The following is an 18,534-nucleotide window of genomic DNA, read 5'->3' on the forward strand; positions in this document are numbered from 1 at the left end:
TAATAAACGGTGCATTGAGTAATTTGAGTTTTATGGGTTCTATTCAGCAAAAGTGGTAATGGTCATGGTTTGGTTGTGAAGCTCACATTTTGCACCTTCGAGGAAAGGGGCCATTTCTCCATAGGAATAAAAACCTGTGAGGATGGCGTTTTCGCCAACTACTTCTTGAACAGCTTCTACTTCTTCTTCTACCATTTGCTTAAGAACAAGTTTTCGCCCAACACAACTAATTAATATAGCCAATTGTGCTGTTTTATCAGTCAATGGATTTACGCTCACCTCAGCAGCATTTTCTGCACCATTGATGAGTCTGTCAATATTGGCTTTCATTAGTTTAATAAAGGATCCTTCAGGAATATCACCAGCAAAAGTCAGACTTTGTTTTTCTTCATCAACGGCAAGTATGGTTCTTACAACAGGCTCAGCCCCAGCCTCAGTTCGCATGCTGAGTGGAAAGAGTAGGCCAGAAGCAGGTAAGTCTTTCGCTTTTTCACCTAAGAAAGATTTGTATAACTCTAAAGCTGGAAGATTGTCAATTTCGTATAAAATATTTCCATCCGATTTGGTCACTGAACGTTCGATTCCAAAGCTATCCCAGCCCCCGAGGCTTCCATAACCTATTTGAATGTCTTTCCCATAAAATCCGATGGCAGTAATCAGACCGCTTTTAACTTCACCGGAATTTGAAACCACTACAGTTTTTTCAAATAAAGCACCATCTCCAGCCAAGCCTCCTGTGGTATTTATGCCTTCTGGTAATCCGGCTCTTACTCCATTTACTAATTCTGTCCCGTTTACTTGCAAACCTTCAGATAATACAAATACATGCTTCAAGTCTTCGGCTACTAGTCCTTGAACTAAATGGGTGCCAGCCTCAGCAGAACTCTTGAAGTCGCCAATATTTACCTCGCTATATTTTAGTTTTGTTTTATCAAATTTAATTGCAGTTGCAGTCAGACTATTGTCATTTACATTGACTCCATTAATTTCACCACTAGTGCTACAACCAGTGATGATAGCTTTTGGATAAGCTTTTTTGAGCATATTCACCAATGGAGTATCAGCAAACATGGACCTACTGGCAAAGATTAAAATCAGATCAGGGTAGAAATTAAATTTTTGAATATTGCATTTGGCTTCTTGTCGTGGGAAGTAAATAAATTGTTGAGTCTTCATTTTATGTCATTTTATATCATATCATCTATCTAGATTGTATGACTGTGGTTATAGGTGAATAACTTGTTTAATAATTGTGGATCTAATATAAGGTTTTCTGTTTTAGTAAGCAAGGAGTATAAATGCATTTAACACTTAAGGCAGTATTCTGAACATAAAAAAAGCCGACTTCATAGTGAATTCGGCTTTCAAAATATATTATTTCTGGTTTTATCCAACCACTTCTTTTACCAATCGAGCAGCATCTTCTAAAGCAATAGCTGAAGATACTTTTAATCCTGATTTGTCGATGAGTGCTTTACCTTCGGTAGCATTAGTTCCTTGTAATCTTACAATGATAGGAACTTTAATATCACCAATATTGGCATAAGCATCAACAATACCTTGGGCTACTCTGTCGCAACGAACAATTCCACCAAAGATATTAACCAAAATAGCTTCTACATTGGGGTCTTTTAAAATGATACGGAATGCTTCTTCAACACGTTTTGCATTTGCGGTTCCTCCAACATCAAGGAAATTGGCAGGGTCACCACCGCTCATTTTAATCATATCCATAGTAGCCATTGCTAGTCCAGCTCCATTTACCATACAACCTACGTTACCATCTAGTTTCACATAGTTAAGGTCGAATCGGCGCGCTTCTACTTCAATAGGATCCTCCTCTGTTTCATCGCGTAGTTCTTTAAAATCTTTATGACGGAATAATGCATTATCATCTAGAGTTACCTTAGCATCAACAGCAAGAATTAAATTATCTGAAGTCTTTAAAACAGGATTGATTTCAAACATGCTAGAATCAGTTCCTTCGTAAGCAGCATATAATGCATATACAAATTTCACCATTTCTTTAACGGCACCACCAGTGAGGCCTAAATTAAAAGCAATTTTTCTAGCTTGAAAAGCTTGAAGACCAACTTTAGGATCAATTTCTTCTTTAAAAATAAGATGAGGAGTCTTTTCAGCAACACCTTCAATGTCAACACCACCTTCTGGGCTGTACATGATGATATTTCTTCCAGTATCTCTATTGAGTAATACGCCCATATAATACTCTTGAGTTTCAAATTCTCCAGGATAATAAACATCTTGGCCCACTAAAACTTTTAAAACTTTTTTGCCCTTTGGACCAGTTTGGTGTGTGACCAACTGCATTCCTAGTATTTGATCTGCAATTTGTTTAACCTCATCTAGGTTTTTAGCAAGTTTCACTCCACCGCCTTTACCACGGCCACCTGCATGAATTTGAGCTTTAATCACCCACCAGCTAGTTCCTGTTTGCTTTTGTAATTCTTTGGCGGCTTCTACTGCTTTGTCGGGAGTAGCAGCTACAATACCTTCTTGTATTCTAACGCCAAAACTTTTCAGAATTTTTTTTCCTTGATACTCGTGTATATTCATTTGTTAGGTTTTTTTGATACTTGTATAGAAATACGACTCCAAAATTAAAAATATATTCGCAGAAAAGATAGTTTCTTAAAAAATATTATGTTTAGAGAGTTTAAATCTAAATAATGATAAAAATGTGTTAATATATAAGTGTTTATTGAGATTCTATATACTTTTGTGTGAATAAAATAACAATGATGGTCGCAGAAATATTTGTAGAAAACGTAAAGTGTAATGGTTGTAAAAATACCATTATAAAAGAGGTGAAGAAGCAAGAAAAGGTGAGCCAAGTTGATGTGGAAATTGAAACTGGCAAAATCACTCTTGAGTTTGAAGGGAAAGATACTGTAGCGCGAATTAAGTCGAAGTTAAAGAGAAAAGGTTATCCTGAAAAAGGAAAAAATAATATAAAAAGCACTGTGGTTTCTTACGCAAGCTGTGCCATTGGAAGAATAAATGGTCCTACCAAATATCAGGTTAAGAATTTTGATGTGGCAGAGGATTAGAACATATATTATTTAATCCGCTTTTCTGATTCATAGTTCTATTAGATTTTTAGAATCTTAAAGATTTCTGAATGACCCTCTTTATTATTAAGCTGAATCATATAAACTCCATTTTCTTGAGGAAGTTCAAGCTTTACTAATTCTTGATTAGTAAGCTGAATGTTTGAAATAAATTGACCATTGGAATGGTAAATATCGATTTGCTCCCAATTTTGATTATTCTCAATAAAGACATAGCCTTGGCTTGGATTAGGGTAGAACTTGGGGAGGTTTTCCAACTTATTTATAGTAGTTTCAAGACTGATAATTTCTTTTGTTCCCATTAAAACTGGACTTTTATCTGAAGCTTCATACATTCCTTCAAATAGGTCAATATCTTCACTGCTTTCATTAAACATATCTTCCAGCCATTTGGAGCCTACCGTTTGATAATAAACTTTTGCCGTGACCTTTAATTGGCCTTGATATTGCTGGGTTGGAATATGGTATTTAATCAAATCTCCACCTTGTTCTGAAGGGTTGAATGTTTCATCTGAAGCTGCAAGACCAGCAATAATAGTCGTATCGTAGCTGGGGTGACTGGTGCTAAAGCCCATTGGAGGAAGTCGATTGTCCTTTAATGGATATGCGGCATGAAGCAAGGTTGTAGTTACCTCATCTTCTACATTGGCCATTACGGTTTGATAGATTTGTACTTGGTTTTCATTATTGATCATGGAATAATGAGGTTCATATTCCTCATCTTCGTTTATTATTTGGAAGTTCTCGTCTAAGCCACCACTCAAGAAAATAGTTTCAAAGGCTTCATTTTGTACCTCCAATTGCACAAATACTTGTCGACTCGGATAACCACTTGGGACTTTATGACCAGCATAATTGAGGATTCTTAAAGATAAGTATAGGCTATCTTGGTCACGCTCCTCTATATTTAATTCTAATTGTAGGCTGAGTTCTTGAAGTTGATGGAGGGTACGAGAAATACTAGCATCAAAATCTTCTGCTCCTGCTGTGAGTTCTAGCTCATCAATATTATCGCGCAAAAGGCGAAGCATAAAAACATTTCCACCAACTAATTCATGCTTTCCAAAAGGTGTTTGCCCAGTTAGCCATGGAGGCATAGTGCTGATCACAATGGACTCATCAATCTCTGGTAAATGACAGTCTTGGCAACTGACACCATTGGTAAAGGACTCCGAATTTTTCCATTCTTGATAAACCGATTGTTCTACAAATTCACCTCCTGTAAGCTGACCATTTAAATCTACGGTAGGAGTGAGGAGGGTGTGGCAATTAGCACAGAGCTCCGAATCTTTAATATGAGTGCTATAAGTAGGGGTATAGCCAGTCGTATTAATCATGGGATTTGGGAAGATATCAGAATATGGGCCGTATATTTCATGTGCGCTATTAAATTGAATGTTTCCACTGAAATTGCCATGAGACTCTTCCATTATTTGATGACAGGTTGTACAAGATACACCATCTTTTGCTAATGGATCCATATTCAACTCTGCTATACTATAATGTGTTTGCCCATTATGTTGAGCTTCAAAGTTTCCTTGTGGAGCGTGGCATCTGGTACAAGTGGTCTCAATCTCTTCTTGTAAACCTGGGTTGATGATGGTTTCAAAGCTTACCTTGGCTTTCCAAAATGGATCTTTGGAAGCATTCCCCATCATCGTTGATTTCCATGCGTCTAATATCCCAATATTATTTCCATCGGAATCTATCATAGAATTATGGCATTGCAAGCATTCGCCAGAACCTGCAAATAGGGTGTTATAGCCTGTGGGCAGGGGAAGCTCTTCAGTTTGACTTGGGGATTTTGTTTTTGAGGAATCTTCTGCTTGGGCAATAGTTAAGCCTAAAAATAAGGAAATAAATAGGAGAGTTCCGAATAGGAATTGATGACTTTTCATGGGTGTTTATTTGGTTTTTCTGGGTAAAGATAGTGAAAAATAATTTATTGAACGGTGTTCAATAAATTGAGAGGTTTGGGTGACGTGTCGGGCTTTCAGCCCTTAGGCTTGCCTTGGCTTTGCCAAGGTCTTGCCCCCTCACCTGCGCTTTGCTTGTTGAGGGTTTTGACGTGTCGGGCCTTTGGCCCATGTATAGATCAAAGAAACCGGAATTGACTTTGTCGATTCCGGTTTCTTATTTCTTTTTCTTGATTAGAATGGCAAATCACCAAACTCTTCTTCTGCTGGTGCATCACCGGCTGGAGGTGGCGGAGGAGTTGATGAAGAACTAGCTTGTGGCGCTGGAGCTCCTGCTGAAGCTCCTTCAATTTTCCAAGCATCTAGGTTTACGAAATAACTCGTTTGACCATTTTTCTCCCATTTATTACCTCTAATATTGAAAGCAACATTGATATCGTTGCCCAATTCGTAGCTGTCTAATAAATTACACTTGTCTTGTGTCAATTGGAATTTGATAGTATCAACAAATTCAAATCCATTAGGGCTGGATTCTTTTTTCTCGATCACAAATTCTCTTTTCTTAAATCTATCGCTAATCACTTGCGTGTCGTTTTTAACGATTAATGTTCCTTGTATTTCAAAATTCATCTCTAATTGTTTTTGTCCATTTTCCGAGGCAAGTGGGATGTGTAAGTGCTTCATTGAGGATAGATAAAAAGTCTTCTCGGGCAACGTTTTGTGCTCCTAAACTGATTAAATGTGCTGTTTCAACTTGTCCGTCAATAAAATGAAAGCCCCATTTGCTTAATTCTTGGCAAAGATAGTAAAGAGCTACTTTAGATGCATCTCTTTTTTTAAAAAACATACTTTCACCACAAAAATATTTTCCTAAAGAAACTCCATAAAGTCCTCCCACCAACTCGTCATGCTCATAAACTTCTACACTATGCGCAAGTCCACGCTCATGCAATTTCATATAAGCCTCTTTCATCTCGTTAGTGAGCCAAGTTCCTCCTTGGTCTCCTCTAGGTACTTTTGAGCAGGCTTCTATCACTTCAGTAAAACGATGGTCGAATTTAACCACGAATTGTTTCTTTTTTATCACTCTTTTTAGTGATTTTGATAGCTTGAATTCTTGCGGTAATAATATCAATCTTGGATCTGGCGACCACCATAAAATAGGATCTTCTTCATTAAACCATGGAAAAATTCCTAATCCATAGGCTGTTAGTAGCCATTTGACGCTTAAGTTTCCTCCCGTTGCTAGAATTCCGTCTTCATTGGCTAAATTTGGATCTGGAAAACCTGGTTCCGCATTTTCTTCTAAATAATAAATCGCCATTATTGATCCATATATTCTTGAAATAATACTTGAAGAAATGCTTTTCCTTCATTGCTTATACTATCTTTTGCAGTTGGAGGAGTCGTATTATAGTGTAGTCTATCGAATCTTTTCTCATAGGAAATTGATCCAATAGGTCGTTTCCAAGCAAAGCCTTCTTCATAGGAAGTGTAGGCAAATTCTGGAGCATAGTGATTTAATAGGTTTTTACTCCAAGGATATGCTGTGGCATCCATATTTAATTGTCCCAATAGCGTTGCTGGAATATCTGTTTGGATACCCAAATGTGAAACCGTTTTTCCGCGCCAAGCACTGTCAATCACATTTCCATAAAACAGCAATGGGATTTTTTGATATTCAGGATTGCTCATGGCTAAATTCTTATAACTATTATGGGAGTGATCGGCCACAAAAATGAAAAGAGTATTCTCAAACCAAGCTTCATTTTTTGCTTCATCAATAAATTTACCCATGCTATAATCGGTGTAGTATGCAGAATTTAAATATTGCTGCTCATTCTTTCCCCAGCTAATTTTTTCCTCCATAGGTTGGTCGTAGGGAGAATGAGTGCTCATGGTAAATAAGGAAGCAAAGAAAGGTTGTTGATCTTTACTTAAATCTTCTTTCATTTCATGCAAAGTATATTCATCATGAATTCCTAAACTGCCTTGAGGTAATTCTTTATTAAAGTCGTATACTTCTTTAATTCTATCAAACCCATTGAAAATAATAAAGCTCTTTATATTTCCATAAATCAATTGTCCACCAAAATAAAAAGAGGAGGCATAACCCTTGGCTTTAAAGTCTTTTACCATACTGGGAAGCTTCTGGTATTTGTCAGGCTGAACAGTGATGGATGAGATGGGGTGAGCAGGAAATCCACTAAAGATACTTGCCATTCCTTGTTCGGAGCGTGGTCCTGTGGAATAAATATTATCAAAATATACCCCATCTTTCATTAATTCATGAAAGCGAGGGGTAACTACTTTTTCATCTTCTGGTGTGAATATTAAATCAGCCGACCAACTTTCCATAATGATCAATACAATATTTGGTGTTTTCTGATTCACTATTTGGGTGGTGCTGTCTTGGCTAGTTTTGTATATGTTGGCGACGATTTGTTTTGCTTTAACATCCTCCATTTCTTTAAAAGGGTTCTCGTTTAAACTCTTTTGGTTCTCATGAAAACTAATATAAAGGTTGAAAACAGAATTGGTCGCCGCTGTATTTAAAATGGCATGTTTGCTATAAAAGCTCTGGCTTTGATTAATAGGGATTTCTTGTAATCCACCTCTTGCTCCAAGTACTAATAGGGGAGGCATAATGATAAAAAATAGGAGGCTAAGAACAGGTGGGGTATGTATTCTAATTAGCTTAGAGTGAAAGAATCTATTATAGAACCAAATTCCAAAAAGACTAAGTAATATGGTGAGTAGTGAAAAACCGATGATTTGATTGGTTTGCGCCGTATTCATCACCTCTGAAGGGTTCTGAAGGTATAGAAGTGCTTTATAGTTTATTTTGGTTTTCCATTCTGCATATATGCCTAATTCACTACTAATTAAAGAAGAGTAGGCTATGATAAGTATGCTTTGGTATATCTGATTGATTCTACTTATAATAGGGGCGCTATAAAATATGGTGACTAAATGCAAGACAAAAGGAAACATCATAAAATAGCAAGTGGTGGCTAAGTCAAGCTGAAAACCATTGGAGAAACTCATCAGGATTTCACTAAAAGTATCAGCGGCCGTTAAAGCTTCGCTTCCATAATAGATCAGAAAAACCGCTCTGCCTAGAGCAAAGAACAAGAGCCAGAATAGTGCTTGCTTAAAAAACGATGTATAAAGTCTTAGCATAGGATTAAATTCAAAGGAAGCACAAAAATAAGAATCTTTTTGTGATGCTTACTGATTTTGTAGGAATTGGATGAGTTTGGCAACAGCACGTCCTCGATGACTGATTTTGTTTTTATCATCAAGACTCATTTCAGCAAAAGTGAATTCATTCCCTTCTGGTGCAAAAATCGGATCATAGCCAAAGCCATCTGTTCCACTTGAAGTTTCTGTAATACTGCCATCCACTCGTCCTTCGAAAAAGAATTCTTGGCCATCTATAATTAAGGAGATAACTGTTCTGAAATTGGCATTTCGATTTTCTTTTCCTTTGAGCTCCTCTAAAAGTTTGTTTACATTGTCTTGGAAACTGCAATCAAGGCCTGCATAACGAGCTGAATAAACTCCAGGAGCACCACCGAGGGTGTCAACCTCTAGTCCAGTATCATCAGCAAAGCAGTCGAAGCCAAAACGGTTAAATATGGTTCTTGATTTGGTTTGTGCGTTTTCTTGCAGGGTTTCGAAGGGCTCTGGGATGTCTTCGTTAAATCCGATGTCTTTTAAACTTAATATCTTGTATTGCCCTTTAAGGTAGTGTCTAACTTCTTCTAATTTGTGGGCATTATTGGTGGCAAAAACTATTCTTTTTAAACTCATACAGCTTGTTGGTCATACATGTTAAATGCTTTTTTCTTAGTTCTAAATTTACTAATGAATTTACCGATATAACCAATAAATCCAAAAATGTAAATGAAGGCCACAAAGCTAAAAATATTTAAAAAGTACCAAACGTCACCATTTGAAGAAAAGGAAAAATTTCCATTAGAAAAAAAAACAGGGTTGATAACGAATATAGTAATCAGTAGAAATGCCATAAACAGCAGGAAAATAATCAGCTTATTATAGAAGCTAGAAGATCTTAAAGAAAAACTTGGTTTCTTATTTAAGTTATTCCATGTTTCTAATTCCCACTTTTGTTTATAAATAGCAATTTTTTTAAATTTAAAATCGCGGCTTTCTAGGATTCTCGCGGCAAGGTAGCGCTCCTCCTTGGGTCGATGAATAGGGTATCCACAATATATGTGGAATAACTCCTTATCCGACATGGTGGATAATTCATCTTTGCATTTGTATAAACGAACCATTTTGACTTTTGTTTTTGATATTATTCTAACGAATGTTAAAGCGATTTTATTGTGTAGAATTGTTACAATAAATTCAAGAAACAATAACGCTACTATAAACCTATAGACCTAAGTTTCATAGAAACAGTTGTCTATGCTTTGTAAAATATTTTAGAAAGTTTTGAATGTTTATTTGAAAACTCCCAGTTAGAAGATGATTATTTACTTTTTTAAGTTCGTTTTTATATTTATAATTCAATTCTAAGTGCTTCTTGAATCATGAGGTCAAATATTTCACGAGTACTTGAGCCGAATTCTCTAATCTGTTGTGGAATAAGGCTTTCGGCAGATAGACCAGGTACGGTATTCACTTCTAGAAAATATAATCCATTTAAACTATTGATATAATCAAAACGCACTACACCTCTCAAGTGTAGAACCTGATATAGTTTAGTGGAAACCTCCTCAATTTGTTGTTTCAAACTGATGGGAATTTGTGCTGGTGTGATTTCTTGATTTAATTCAGGATTGTATTTGGCCTCAAAATCGAAGAATTCTTTTTTACTGATGATTTCAGTTATCGGAAAGGTGATGATTTCATCATTTAGTTTTATGGTTCCTATGGTTAACTCTCTGCCTTCAATAAACTCTTCCACCAATACTTCTGTATCTTCGGCAAAAGCTTTTTTAAGTGCAGGAAGAATTTCATCTTCAGTTTTAACCTTACTCATTCCTACACTCGATCCTCCTTGATTAGGTTTAACAAAACAGGGGAGGGTAATATTGGTTAATATATCCTTTGTCGTATAGGTTTGTTCTTTGAAAAGGTGCATAGAGTTGGCCACATTAAAACCTGCATTTTTCACCACTTGATTACAGAATGCTTTATTAAAGGTGAGTGCGGAGCTGATAGAGCCAGTTGAAGTAAATGGGATTTTCAGCATTTCAAGAAATGCTAATATTTTACCATCCTCACCAGGTGTGCCATGAATCGCATTAAAAACCACATCAAAACTAATTTTTTTATCATTTATAGTCAATGAGAAATCGTTTTTGTCAATATTGATTTTACCTAGTGATTCATGACGATAAATCCAATCGCTACCTTTAATCTCGATTAAATAAACCTCATATTTCTCTGAAGGAATATTTTGAGCCACTATGGATGCGCTTTTAATTGAAATCTCATATTCTCCAGAATCACCACCTGCTATTAAGGCCACTTTTTTCATAGTATTTTTTTTATCAAATTTCAATAATTTATCATTCTTTATACCTTCATATTCTATAACTTTTTCACAAATTTTTGGTGAAAATCATAATGGAATTTTAAAATTTAGTAAATTGGTACCCAAATACTAATAAAGCTAAATGAAAAAGATTATTATTCAAAAAAGAAAATGGCTAATCCTTGCTAGTTCTTTTCTAATTTCCATTTTTATTATTCCTGTTTCAAATGCTGTGAATACTGATAGTTTGGAGTTGATAGTGGAAGATTTAAGTGGAGAGCAAAAGATTAAAATACTTTCCGATTTGTGTTATTATCTCAGTTATTCTGATGTGGAGAAATCGGAGAAATATGGTTTGCAATGTTTAGATTTGGCTCTAAATCATGGGGATTCTGTACTTATTGCTAATGCTTATAATGATTTAAGTATCCTTTATACCTTAAAATCGGATTATAAAAAAGGCTTAGAATATAATATTGAAGCCTATAAAATCAGGAAAAACCTTAACAATCCTGCACAGTTATTATCGAGTTTAAGTAAGCTTGGAGTTTGTTATTCTGAGTTAGGAGAATTTGAGGATGCTACCAAATATCTTCTAGAAGCCATAGAGATTGTAGAATCTAATCATTGGGAAGAAAGATATTTTCAGGTTTATGATAATTTAGGTGGTGTTTTTAAGGAAATGAATCAATATGAGACGGCATTGATTTATCATCAGAAAGCCTATGATTATGCTCTAAAATCGAATAATACTCGAGCACGATATACCATCTTGGTGAATGTGGCGGGCGCGCATCGGAATTTGGGTAATACTAAGAAATCGATTGATTTACACAAGGAAGCAGAGCAAGGAATTAAAGAGGCTAAAGATTTTCGTGCTTTAGCTTTGGTCTATTCTAATCTTGCCTCTTTATATTCTATGGAACATGAATTTGATAAGGTATTATTCTATTCTAGGAAATCTATAGATATATACGAGGAGCTTCAAAACATAGATGGTTTGTCCTTAGCCCATAATAATATTGCTCTATTCTATTTGGAGAATCAATTGTTGAATGCTGAAAATGCAAATGATGTAGAGAATGAATTAGAATTAGCCCAGAAATATGCCTTGGAGTGTAAATCAATGCCAAGACAATTACAAAATTATGATGCCTACTTTCAGTTTTATCTGGTTTTGGGAAATTATGAGGATGCTATGAATTATAAGCTTAGAGCCGATTCTGTTTCTGATCAATTATTTACACTGGAGAATAACAAAATGGTTGAAGAGCTGAAGACCCAGTACGAAAGTGAGAAAAAAGAGAAAGAACTTATTCAACAAGAATCTAAAATCCGACAGAAGAACTATCAATTAATTATCAGTCTTGGAGTTTTGCTTTTTATCATTATTGGAGCTATTGAGAACTATCGAAAGTTCAGATATAAAAGAAAGAAATTACAAGAAGAAATTCAATTGAAAGAAGAATTAGCAGAGGTTAAAATAAAGAGTCAGGTGCAAGAGGAACGTTTAAGAATCAGCCGAGATTTGCATGACAATATTGGTTCCCAATTAACTTTTATCATTTCTTCTCTCGATATGGCTCAATATGTGGCACAAAAAGAGGATGTAATTGTATTGGGAAAAAAGCTCAATGAAATTAAAGAGTTCTCCGCATCTACCATCGCAGAATTTCGAGATACCATTTGGGCTTTAAATAAAGAGAATATTACACTGAAAGATTTAGAATTAAAACTCACTTCCTTTATATCTAAAGCAAAAAGTTTAGTTCCTAATATTTCATTTCAGTTGGATTTTCTGGCTAAGCAAGAGTTAGTATTGGATAGCGAGAAAGGAATTAAGGTGTTTCGTATTATGCAGGAAAGTGTGAATAATGCCATAAAACATTCTGAAGCAGATAAAATTATTTTATCATTTATTGATATAGAGGAGGCCATTATGATCAAAATAGAAGATGATGGAAAAGGAATGGACATTGATGATTTAGAGCGTAAGAATGGATTAGCTCACATGGAAGTAAGAGCGGAAAAAGCAGGAGGGAATTTGAGGATTAGCAGTGAGCTCAATAAGGGTACACAAGTTTGTTTGACTCTTCCAGTTCAGTAAATGTTTATTAGTCAAACGCCGTATTGTTCCTTCAAATAAGATACTATAATTTTGTCGAGATGACTCAGAAACTAAAAATAGCCATAGCAGAAGACAACAGCTTTTTGTTGCAAAGTATTATAGATAAACTATCTTTTTTGGATAATGTTCAGATAAAACATTGTTCCGAAAATGGAGAATTATTACTTAAAAAACTAGAGGAATATTCCCAAATCGATGTGGTATTGATGGATATTCAAATGCCTAAGATGGATGGAATAGAAGCCACCTCTATTTTAAAGTCAAAGTATCCTCAGATAAAAGTGGTGATGTTGACTATTTTTGATGATGATGAAAATATTTTTAAAGCCATTCAAGCTGGAGCCGATGGCTATTTGCTCAAAGAAACGGGCCCCGCTGAGTTGGATAAAAGTTTAAAAGAAACTATAAATGGAGGAGCACCCATGACTCCCATTATTGCCAGTAAAGCCTTGCAACTGCTTCGCTTTACTCCAGAATCTTTCCTGAAAAAAGAAGAAAACCCACTCAGTAATCGAGAAACTCAAGTGCTTGAACAACTCTCTAAAGGACTCAATTATCAAGAAATAGCAGAGAATTTAATTATTTCACCCTCCACCGTACGCAAGCATATTGAGAATATCTACAAAAAACTTCAAGTCAGAAATAAAATGGAAGCCGTAAATAAAGCAGATAAAAATGCTTGGTTAAAATAAGCTCATTTGCTCACTCGTGGAACTTTAAACATTGAACTTTAATCTTTTTTACGACATATGTCGTATTGTTTCAATCTCCAATCTCCTATAGTTTTGTCTCAGAAAAAAATTAGAAATATTCATCAAAACCTAATATTATGAAACGAGTTCAATTTTTATTTGTAGCCATTTTATCTATCGTATTATTCTCATTCTCCAGTTGTAATAAAAGCGAGGATGATGTTACACCCGATAACCCATTATTGTCAACAGGATCCATCAGTTTAAAAGTGGATGGAGCCAGTTGGAATGCTTCATTGGCAGTGCAAGGAATCAATACAAACGGTGTGATTAATGTAACTGGCAGCGATTCAGATGCCAAGCAAGCTAGTCTGATTTTATATGGTGTATCAGCGCCCGGAACTTATACTATTGGATCAGGAAGTACTCATCAATTACGCTGGACAGAAGGTTTGGGACAAACAGAAACCTATTCTGCTAATGGAGTTATTGGTTCTGGTACTATTACAGTTACAGAATTAAGTTCCACCAAGATTAAAGGAAGCTTTTCTTTTACAGGAATGAACACTGCTCAAGCTACAAAAAGCATCACTGATGGAAGTTTTGAAGCCACTTTTTAAAACGCATTTCCCCACTAACCTGAGTTCGACAGTAAATATCACCACAGTTTCAGATAATTAGTTCATATACGACTCAGATTTCTAAAGAGCTATCGGGATAACTCAAGGAAATTTGAGGAAGAAGATGAGCTAATTATAGAAATCCACCTGTGGAAAAGCCAATAACACATCATCTTTCATCTAAAAACCATTTGATATAGCCCGCTATAACTTCATGATTTTTAGACTTAAATCTAATGCGTTATTGGCTTTCTGTGGTAGCTATTTAATAATCGAACTCAGGTTACTATTTATTAATGTATCTTACATCAATTTGGATAATTAACCCTTTTTCTATGAAATTGGGTTTTTTTTATGGCTATTGATTAAAGAAAGCATGCATCACCTGTGACTAGAAATATTATCTTTGCCGTTTACAATAAATTAGGCCTTTGGGCAGTTAAGTATTTGATGATTTAAATCTTATGAGTCTTAAATCTTTTTTAATAAGTAAAGCGTTTTTTAAAAGCTTGGCCATTGCCTTCGTAGTAGTGGTGATTATGATGTTTGTGACCATCAAAGGATTGGGCTATTATACTGATAATGGTTCTTTTATTTTGGTTCCAAAGTTGGCCCATCGCGATTCCGATTCTTTAAGGGTACTGTCTTCTGCCGATTATTTGCAATATGAAGTAATTGATAGTATGTATGCTGATGATTATATGCCTGGTACTGTGGTATTGCAAAATCCAACTCCAGGAGCTAAAGTGAAAAAAGGAAGAAAAGTTTATCTTTCCATAGTAGCTAAAACTCCTGAATTGGTTAGTATGCCGAATCTTCTTGATTTGAGTATCAGAAGAGCCATAGATGTGGTTCAGTATGCGCATTTGAAAGTAGAAAGAATTGAGTTTGCTGACGATATTGCTCTGAATGCTGTGATAGAGCAATTATACAAAGGCGACACTATTGCACCTGATTCTCTCTTGCCAAGTGGAGCCAGTATTACCCTGGTGGTAGGTAATGGATATCGTAAAACAGGAGCAACAGTTCCTTTTGTTTTAGGGAAGAATTTGACACAAGCACGTAAAGCAATTTTGAAAGCCTCATTTAATATGGGTAGAATAGATACTTTGCAAGAAGATTACGAAGGTCGTTGGTTTGTATATGAGCAAAGTCCATTTGCTGACCCGCTTCATCCTTCAAAGGCTCCTCTAGGCTCAAATATTTCATTGAAATTGCGCTCCTCACTGGATTATAATTTCGATTCTATTATTGAATTTTATAATTCGCCAGATAGTGTGCGTTACGATAGTTTAATGTTCCAAAATGAATTGACTGATTTTTAATTATGCGTTATATATACATCTCAATTATCATACTATTAGGGAGTGTTTTTCATCAATTGAAAGCACAAGAGCAACTATTGCCTCTTCAAATCGATCCCAGCCTAAATAATTATCACAGAAGCAATCAACTTCTATGGAAGAAAAAAGAATCTACAGAACCTATGTTCTTGCCTTTCTTCGACGATTTTAATCAAGCTGGCTATAGACCAAATGCTGATTTATGGGAAGGTGATAATGTTTATATCAATAAGAAATTTCAACTATTCCCACCTAATATTGGAGTAGCAACTTTTGATGCCATGGACGGAAGTGGAAACATTTATTCCAATGCAAGTCAGTATGCATTTCCTGCAGATACTTTGAGCTCTCTGGAAATACGATTAGATAGTTTGCAGGATCCTACTTTACGACCTTTGTTAATCAAAGATAGTGTTTACTTCAGCTTTTATTACCAGCCACAGGGAAGAGGAAATGCACCTGAAGAGGGCGATATTTTAAATTTAGAGTTCTATTCTCCACCTACCGATCAATGGGAAAATGTTTGGTCATCCGAAGGAATGACTTTAGATACTTTTCTGGTTCGTGAAGACCTGCTCGATAGTTTAATAATAGGTAGGGATACAATTCCAGGAGGAAGTTTCACTAAGCAAGTATTTATTGCAGTTACTGATAGTGCAAAATTTTTTCATTCTGGATTCCGGTTTAGATTTCATAATCATGCCAGTTTAGCTGGAAATAGTCAGCCCGATTGGCAAAGCAATTGTGATCACTGGAATATTGATATGGTATGGTTAGATAGAGATAGAACTAGAACGGATAGTAGCTATCGTAAAATTTCATTTGTGAACGATCCTCCATCTATGATTAAAAGATATCGTTCAATGCCATATCGTCAATATAGAAATGACCCTACTAATAGTATGATGGATTCCATTCGTTATATGTTTATCAGAAATATGGATAATGTAGCCTATCTGGCTACTTATAAATATACCATATCAAATCAAACTACTCAAGATTCTGTATATCAAACAGCTGCATTTCCAGCAGATTCCAATAGTATAGTTGAAAGTATACGTTCTGCAAAGCCACCAATCATCAGTTATTTCTCCATTTATAATGAACTTTTCAAAACCTTTAAAGTCACTCATATAATCAATGATATTGGTTTGACAGGTGTAGGAGATACTATTGAAAGTGAACAAGTATTTGCTAATTATTATGCCTATGACGATGGTACTCCAGAGGCAGGATATGGAATGAGTGCAAGAAATGGAAAAGCAGCCATCCAGTTTCAGCTCAACACCAAAGACACATTACGCCGAATTCAGATGTATTTTAATCCAACTCTTACTTCTGCCAACGAGCAGTACTTCAATTTGATGGTTTGGAAAAACATAGAACCTGAGGAGGTGATTTATAAAAAACGAGTGAAAGTTACTTTTAGTGAAGGCTTGTATAATTTTTACACCTTCGATTTAGATACAAGTATAGTTTTAGCCAATGAGTTTTATATAGGCTTCCAACAATTATATGATGAGAATCTTAATATAGGCTTCGATTATGCTTTAGATAGTAAGCAGTATCTATATTATAATATTGGTGTTGGATGGATTCCTACAATCTATACTGGATCATTAATGATGCGTCCTTTATTTGGTGAGGTGATGCCTACAGCAACTAATGACATTAAACCCATACCAAAATCAAGTTTTGTGTTGTATCCAAATCCAGTAAATGGCGATATTATACATTTGGATTGGCCGAAAGCTGATTACCATACAATAAAGGTCGAAATATATAATATCACTGGTCAATTGATGTTGCGTAGAAATGATGAGCGAGATATTAACGTTTCTGAATTAGGAAATGGTGTTTATCTAGTGAAAATGACCGATACTGAGACAGGTGAAAATACCACTCAGAAAATGATTAAACGAAAACTATAGTAGAGCGATATGAGCGAGGAAAAGATAGAAGAAAATTTTGATAAAGAAGAAAATGAGGAGAAAGACTTATACGAGCATTATCGCTTTGAAGTAGACCCTGGTCAGGAGCCATTGAGAATTGATAAATTCTTGATGTCTCGGATTATGAATGCTACCAGAAATAAGCTTCAAGAAGCTACTAAAGCAGGTAATGTTTTAGTTAATGAGAAAGAGGTAAAATCAAATTATAGAGTTAGACCTAATGATATTATCAAGATTGTTTTAACCTATCCAAAAAGAGATACTACTGTTTATGGGGAAGATATTCCTTTAGATATAGTTTATGAGGATGATGATTTGCTTATTGTCAATAAGCAAGCTGGATTGGTGGTACACCCAGGTCATGGTAATTTTACCGGTACTTTATTAAATGCATTGAAATTTTATTTCGAGCAAAAAGGGGAGGATACTGAAGGACTTTTAGTCCATAGAATAGATAAAGATACTACCGGATTGATGGTGGTGGCGAAGAACGAGATGGCACAAGCAAGACTAGCCAAGCAGTTCTATGATCATACCATTGAAAGAAAATATCAAGCCTTGGTTTGGGGCGATTTTGATGAAGAAGAAGGAACTATTGAAGGACACATTGGCCGTAATCCTAGTAATAGGCTGCAAATGGCCGTTTTCCCTGATGGAGAGCAAGGCCGTCATGCCATTACTCATTATAAACTCGTCAAACGATTTGGCTATGTTACCCTTATCGAATGCCAATTAGAAACTGGACGTACCCATCAAATTAGAGCACACCTCAAACATATAAACCATCCTCTATTTAACGATACTCGTTATGGTGGGGATAAAATCTTAAAAGGAACCACTTTCACCAAATACAAGCAGTTTGTGAGTAATTGTTTCTCATTAATTCCTCGACAAGCTTTACATGCAAAATCTTTAGGATTTCAACATCCAACAACTGGCGATACCATTTTCTTTGAAAGTGAATTGCCAAACGATTTAAAGCAAGTAGTGGAAAAATGGGATGGTTACAGTCAACACTCTTTGGGAATTGAGAGAGGAGAGGTGTAAAACTTCTTTTGTTGAATTTGAATAAAAATATTGAGGTGTTCAATTACTTACTTTAATGATATCTAATTCAATAAGCTATAAGTTTTTTGTTACTAAATTATAGAACTAATTGTTTTTGGAGCATACTTTTTTTCGCTCCCCTTTAGGTTGGGGCAAACGAAAAAAGCCTAAATAAAAATATAGGGTTACCCATTTAGTTCACAAATAGTTGTATATGAGTATATTATTTTGT

The 18,534-nt window shown here is 35.4% G+C and carries 16 protein-coding genes; 7 read left to right on the forward strand and 9 right to left on the reverse strand.

What is annotated here, in order from left to right; translation table 11 throughout:
* Positions 1-39 precede the first annotated feature (39 nt).
* Entirely contained in the window at positions 40-1,176 is a 1,137-nt protein-coding gene (locus tag HNS38_RS01655) for an FIST signal transduction protein (protein ID WP_172277877.1), read from the reverse strand.
* Between the two features lie 210 nt (positions 1,177-1,386).
* Positions 1,387-2,577 carry an ADP-forming succinate--CoA ligase subunit beta gene (gene sucC / locus HNS38_RS01660; protein ID WP_172345868.1) on the reverse strand — a complete coding sequence of 397 codons (1,191 nt, stop codon included), beginning with the start codon at positions 2,575-2,577 and terminating at the stop codon, positions 1,387-1,389.
* Positions 2,578-2,744: 167 nt separating this feature from the next.
* On the opposite strand from sucC, the gene HNS38_RS01665 reads away from it, so the two are divergent.
* A complete protein-coding gene (locus HNS38_RS01665) occupies positions 2,745-3,071 on the forward strand; it encodes a heavy-metal-associated domain-containing protein (RefSeq protein WP_172345869.1) in 327 nt (108 codons plus the stop codon).
* A gap of 41 nt (positions 3,072-3,112) precedes the next feature.
* On the opposite strand, the gene HNS38_RS01670 is transcribed toward HNS38_RS01665, so the two are convergent.
* The 7 genes from HNS38_RS01670 to HNS38_RS01700 form a co-directional block, all read right to left on the reverse strand.
* Complete coding sequence (locus HNS38_RS01670) at positions 3,113-4,990, reverse strand: T9SS type A sorting domain-containing protein (RefSeq protein ID WP_172345870.1); 1,878 nt, start codon at positions 4,988-4,990, stop codon at positions 3,113-3,115.
* Between the two features lie 252 nt (positions 4,991-5,242).
* Complete coding sequence (locus tag HNS38_RS01675) at positions 5,243-5,638, reverse strand: DUF3127 domain-containing protein (protein WP_172277868.1); 396 nt, start codon at positions 5,636-5,638, stop codon at positions 5,243-5,245.
* Complete coding sequence (aat, locus tag HNS38_RS01680; RefSeq protein ID WP_172277866.1) at positions 5,628-6,332, reverse strand: leucyl/phenylalanyl-tRNA--protein transferase; 705 nt, start codon at positions 6,330-6,332, stop codon at positions 5,628-5,630. The genes HNS38_RS01675 and aat overlap by 11 nt, the downstream gene beginning before the upstream one ends.
* Positions 6,332-8,191 carry an LTA synthase family protein gene (locus HNS38_RS01685; protein ID WP_172277863.1) on the reverse strand — a complete coding sequence of 620 codons (1,860 nt, stop codon included), beginning with the start codon at positions 8,189-8,191 and terminating at the stop codon, positions 6,332-6,334. Before HNS38_RS01685 ends, aat begins: the two co-directional genes overlap by 1 nt.
* Before the next feature lie 48 nt (positions 8,192-8,239).
* Positions 8,240-8,824 (reverse strand): non-canonical purine NTP diphosphatase, encoded by a 585-nt coding sequence (locus HNS38_RS01690; protein ID WP_172277861.1) that lies wholly within the window; start codon positions 8,822-8,824, stop codon positions 8,240-8,242.
* On the reverse strand, positions 8,821-9,312 hold the full coding sequence (locus tag HNS38_RS01695) for a hypothetical protein (protein ID WP_172277858.1): 492 nt from the start codon (positions 9,310-9,312) through the stop codon (positions 8,821-8,823). Before HNS38_RS01695 ends, HNS38_RS01690 begins: the two co-directional genes overlap by 4 nt.
* Before the next feature lie 227 nt (positions 9,313-9,539).
* Positions 9,540-10,523: a D-alanine--D-alanine ligase gene (locus tag HNS38_RS01700; RefSeq protein WP_172277856.1), complete on the reverse strand. Its 984-nt coding sequence runs from the start codon at positions 10,521-10,523 to the stop codon at positions 9,540-9,542.
* A 139-nt stretch (positions 10,524-10,662) separates the two neighbouring features.
* Here HNS38_RS01700 and HNS38_RS01705 point away from each other — a divergent pair, with 139 nt between their 5' ends.
* The 6 genes from HNS38_RS01705 to HNS38_RS01730 all read left to right on the forward strand — a co-directional run bounded on the left by HNS38_RS01705 (position 10,663) and on the right by HNS38_RS01730 (position 18,302).
* The gene (locus HNS38_RS01705; RefSeq protein WP_172345871.1) at positions 10,663-12,627 is read left to right on the forward strand and encodes a sensor histidine kinase; all 1,965 of its coding nucleotides are present in this window, start codon (positions 10,663-10,665) and stop codon (positions 12,625-12,627) included.
* Between the two features lie 59 nt (positions 12,628-12,686).
* Positions 12,687-13,340, forward strand: coding sequence for a response regulator transcription factor (locus tag HNS38_RS01710; RefSeq protein ID WP_172277852.1), 654 nt, complete (start codon positions 12,687-12,689; stop codon positions 13,338-13,340).
* A gap of 137 nt (positions 13,341-13,477) precedes the next feature.
* Positions 13,478-13,960: a DUF6252 family protein gene (locus HNS38_RS01715; protein ID WP_172277850.1), complete on the forward strand. Its 483-nt coding sequence runs from the start codon at positions 13,478-13,480 to the stop codon at positions 13,958-13,960.
* A 464-nt stretch (positions 13,961-14,424) separates the two neighbouring features.
* Complete coding sequence (locus tag HNS38_RS01720; RefSeq protein WP_172277848.1) at positions 14,425-15,285, forward strand: PASTA domain-containing protein; 861 nt, start codon at positions 14,425-14,427, stop codon at positions 15,283-15,285.
* Positions 15,286-15,287: 2 nt separating this feature from the next.
* The gene (locus HNS38_RS01725) at positions 15,288-17,234 is read left to right on the forward strand and encodes a T9SS type A sorting domain-containing protein (protein WP_172277846.1); all 1,947 of its coding nucleotides are present in this window, start codon (positions 15,288-15,290) and stop codon (positions 17,232-17,234) included.
* A gap of 9 nt (positions 17,235-17,243) precedes the next feature.
* Positions 17,244-18,302, forward strand: coding sequence for an RluA family pseudouridine synthase (locus HNS38_RS01730; RefSeq protein WP_172277844.1), 1,059 nt, complete (start codon positions 17,244-17,246; stop codon positions 18,300-18,302).
* The last annotated feature ends 232 nt before the right edge of the window (positions 18,303-18,534 follow it).

Source organism: Lentimicrobium sp. L6 (assembly GCF_013166655.1).
Classification (GTDB): Bacteria; Bacteroidota; Bacteroidia; order Bacteroidales; family UBA12170; genus UBA12170.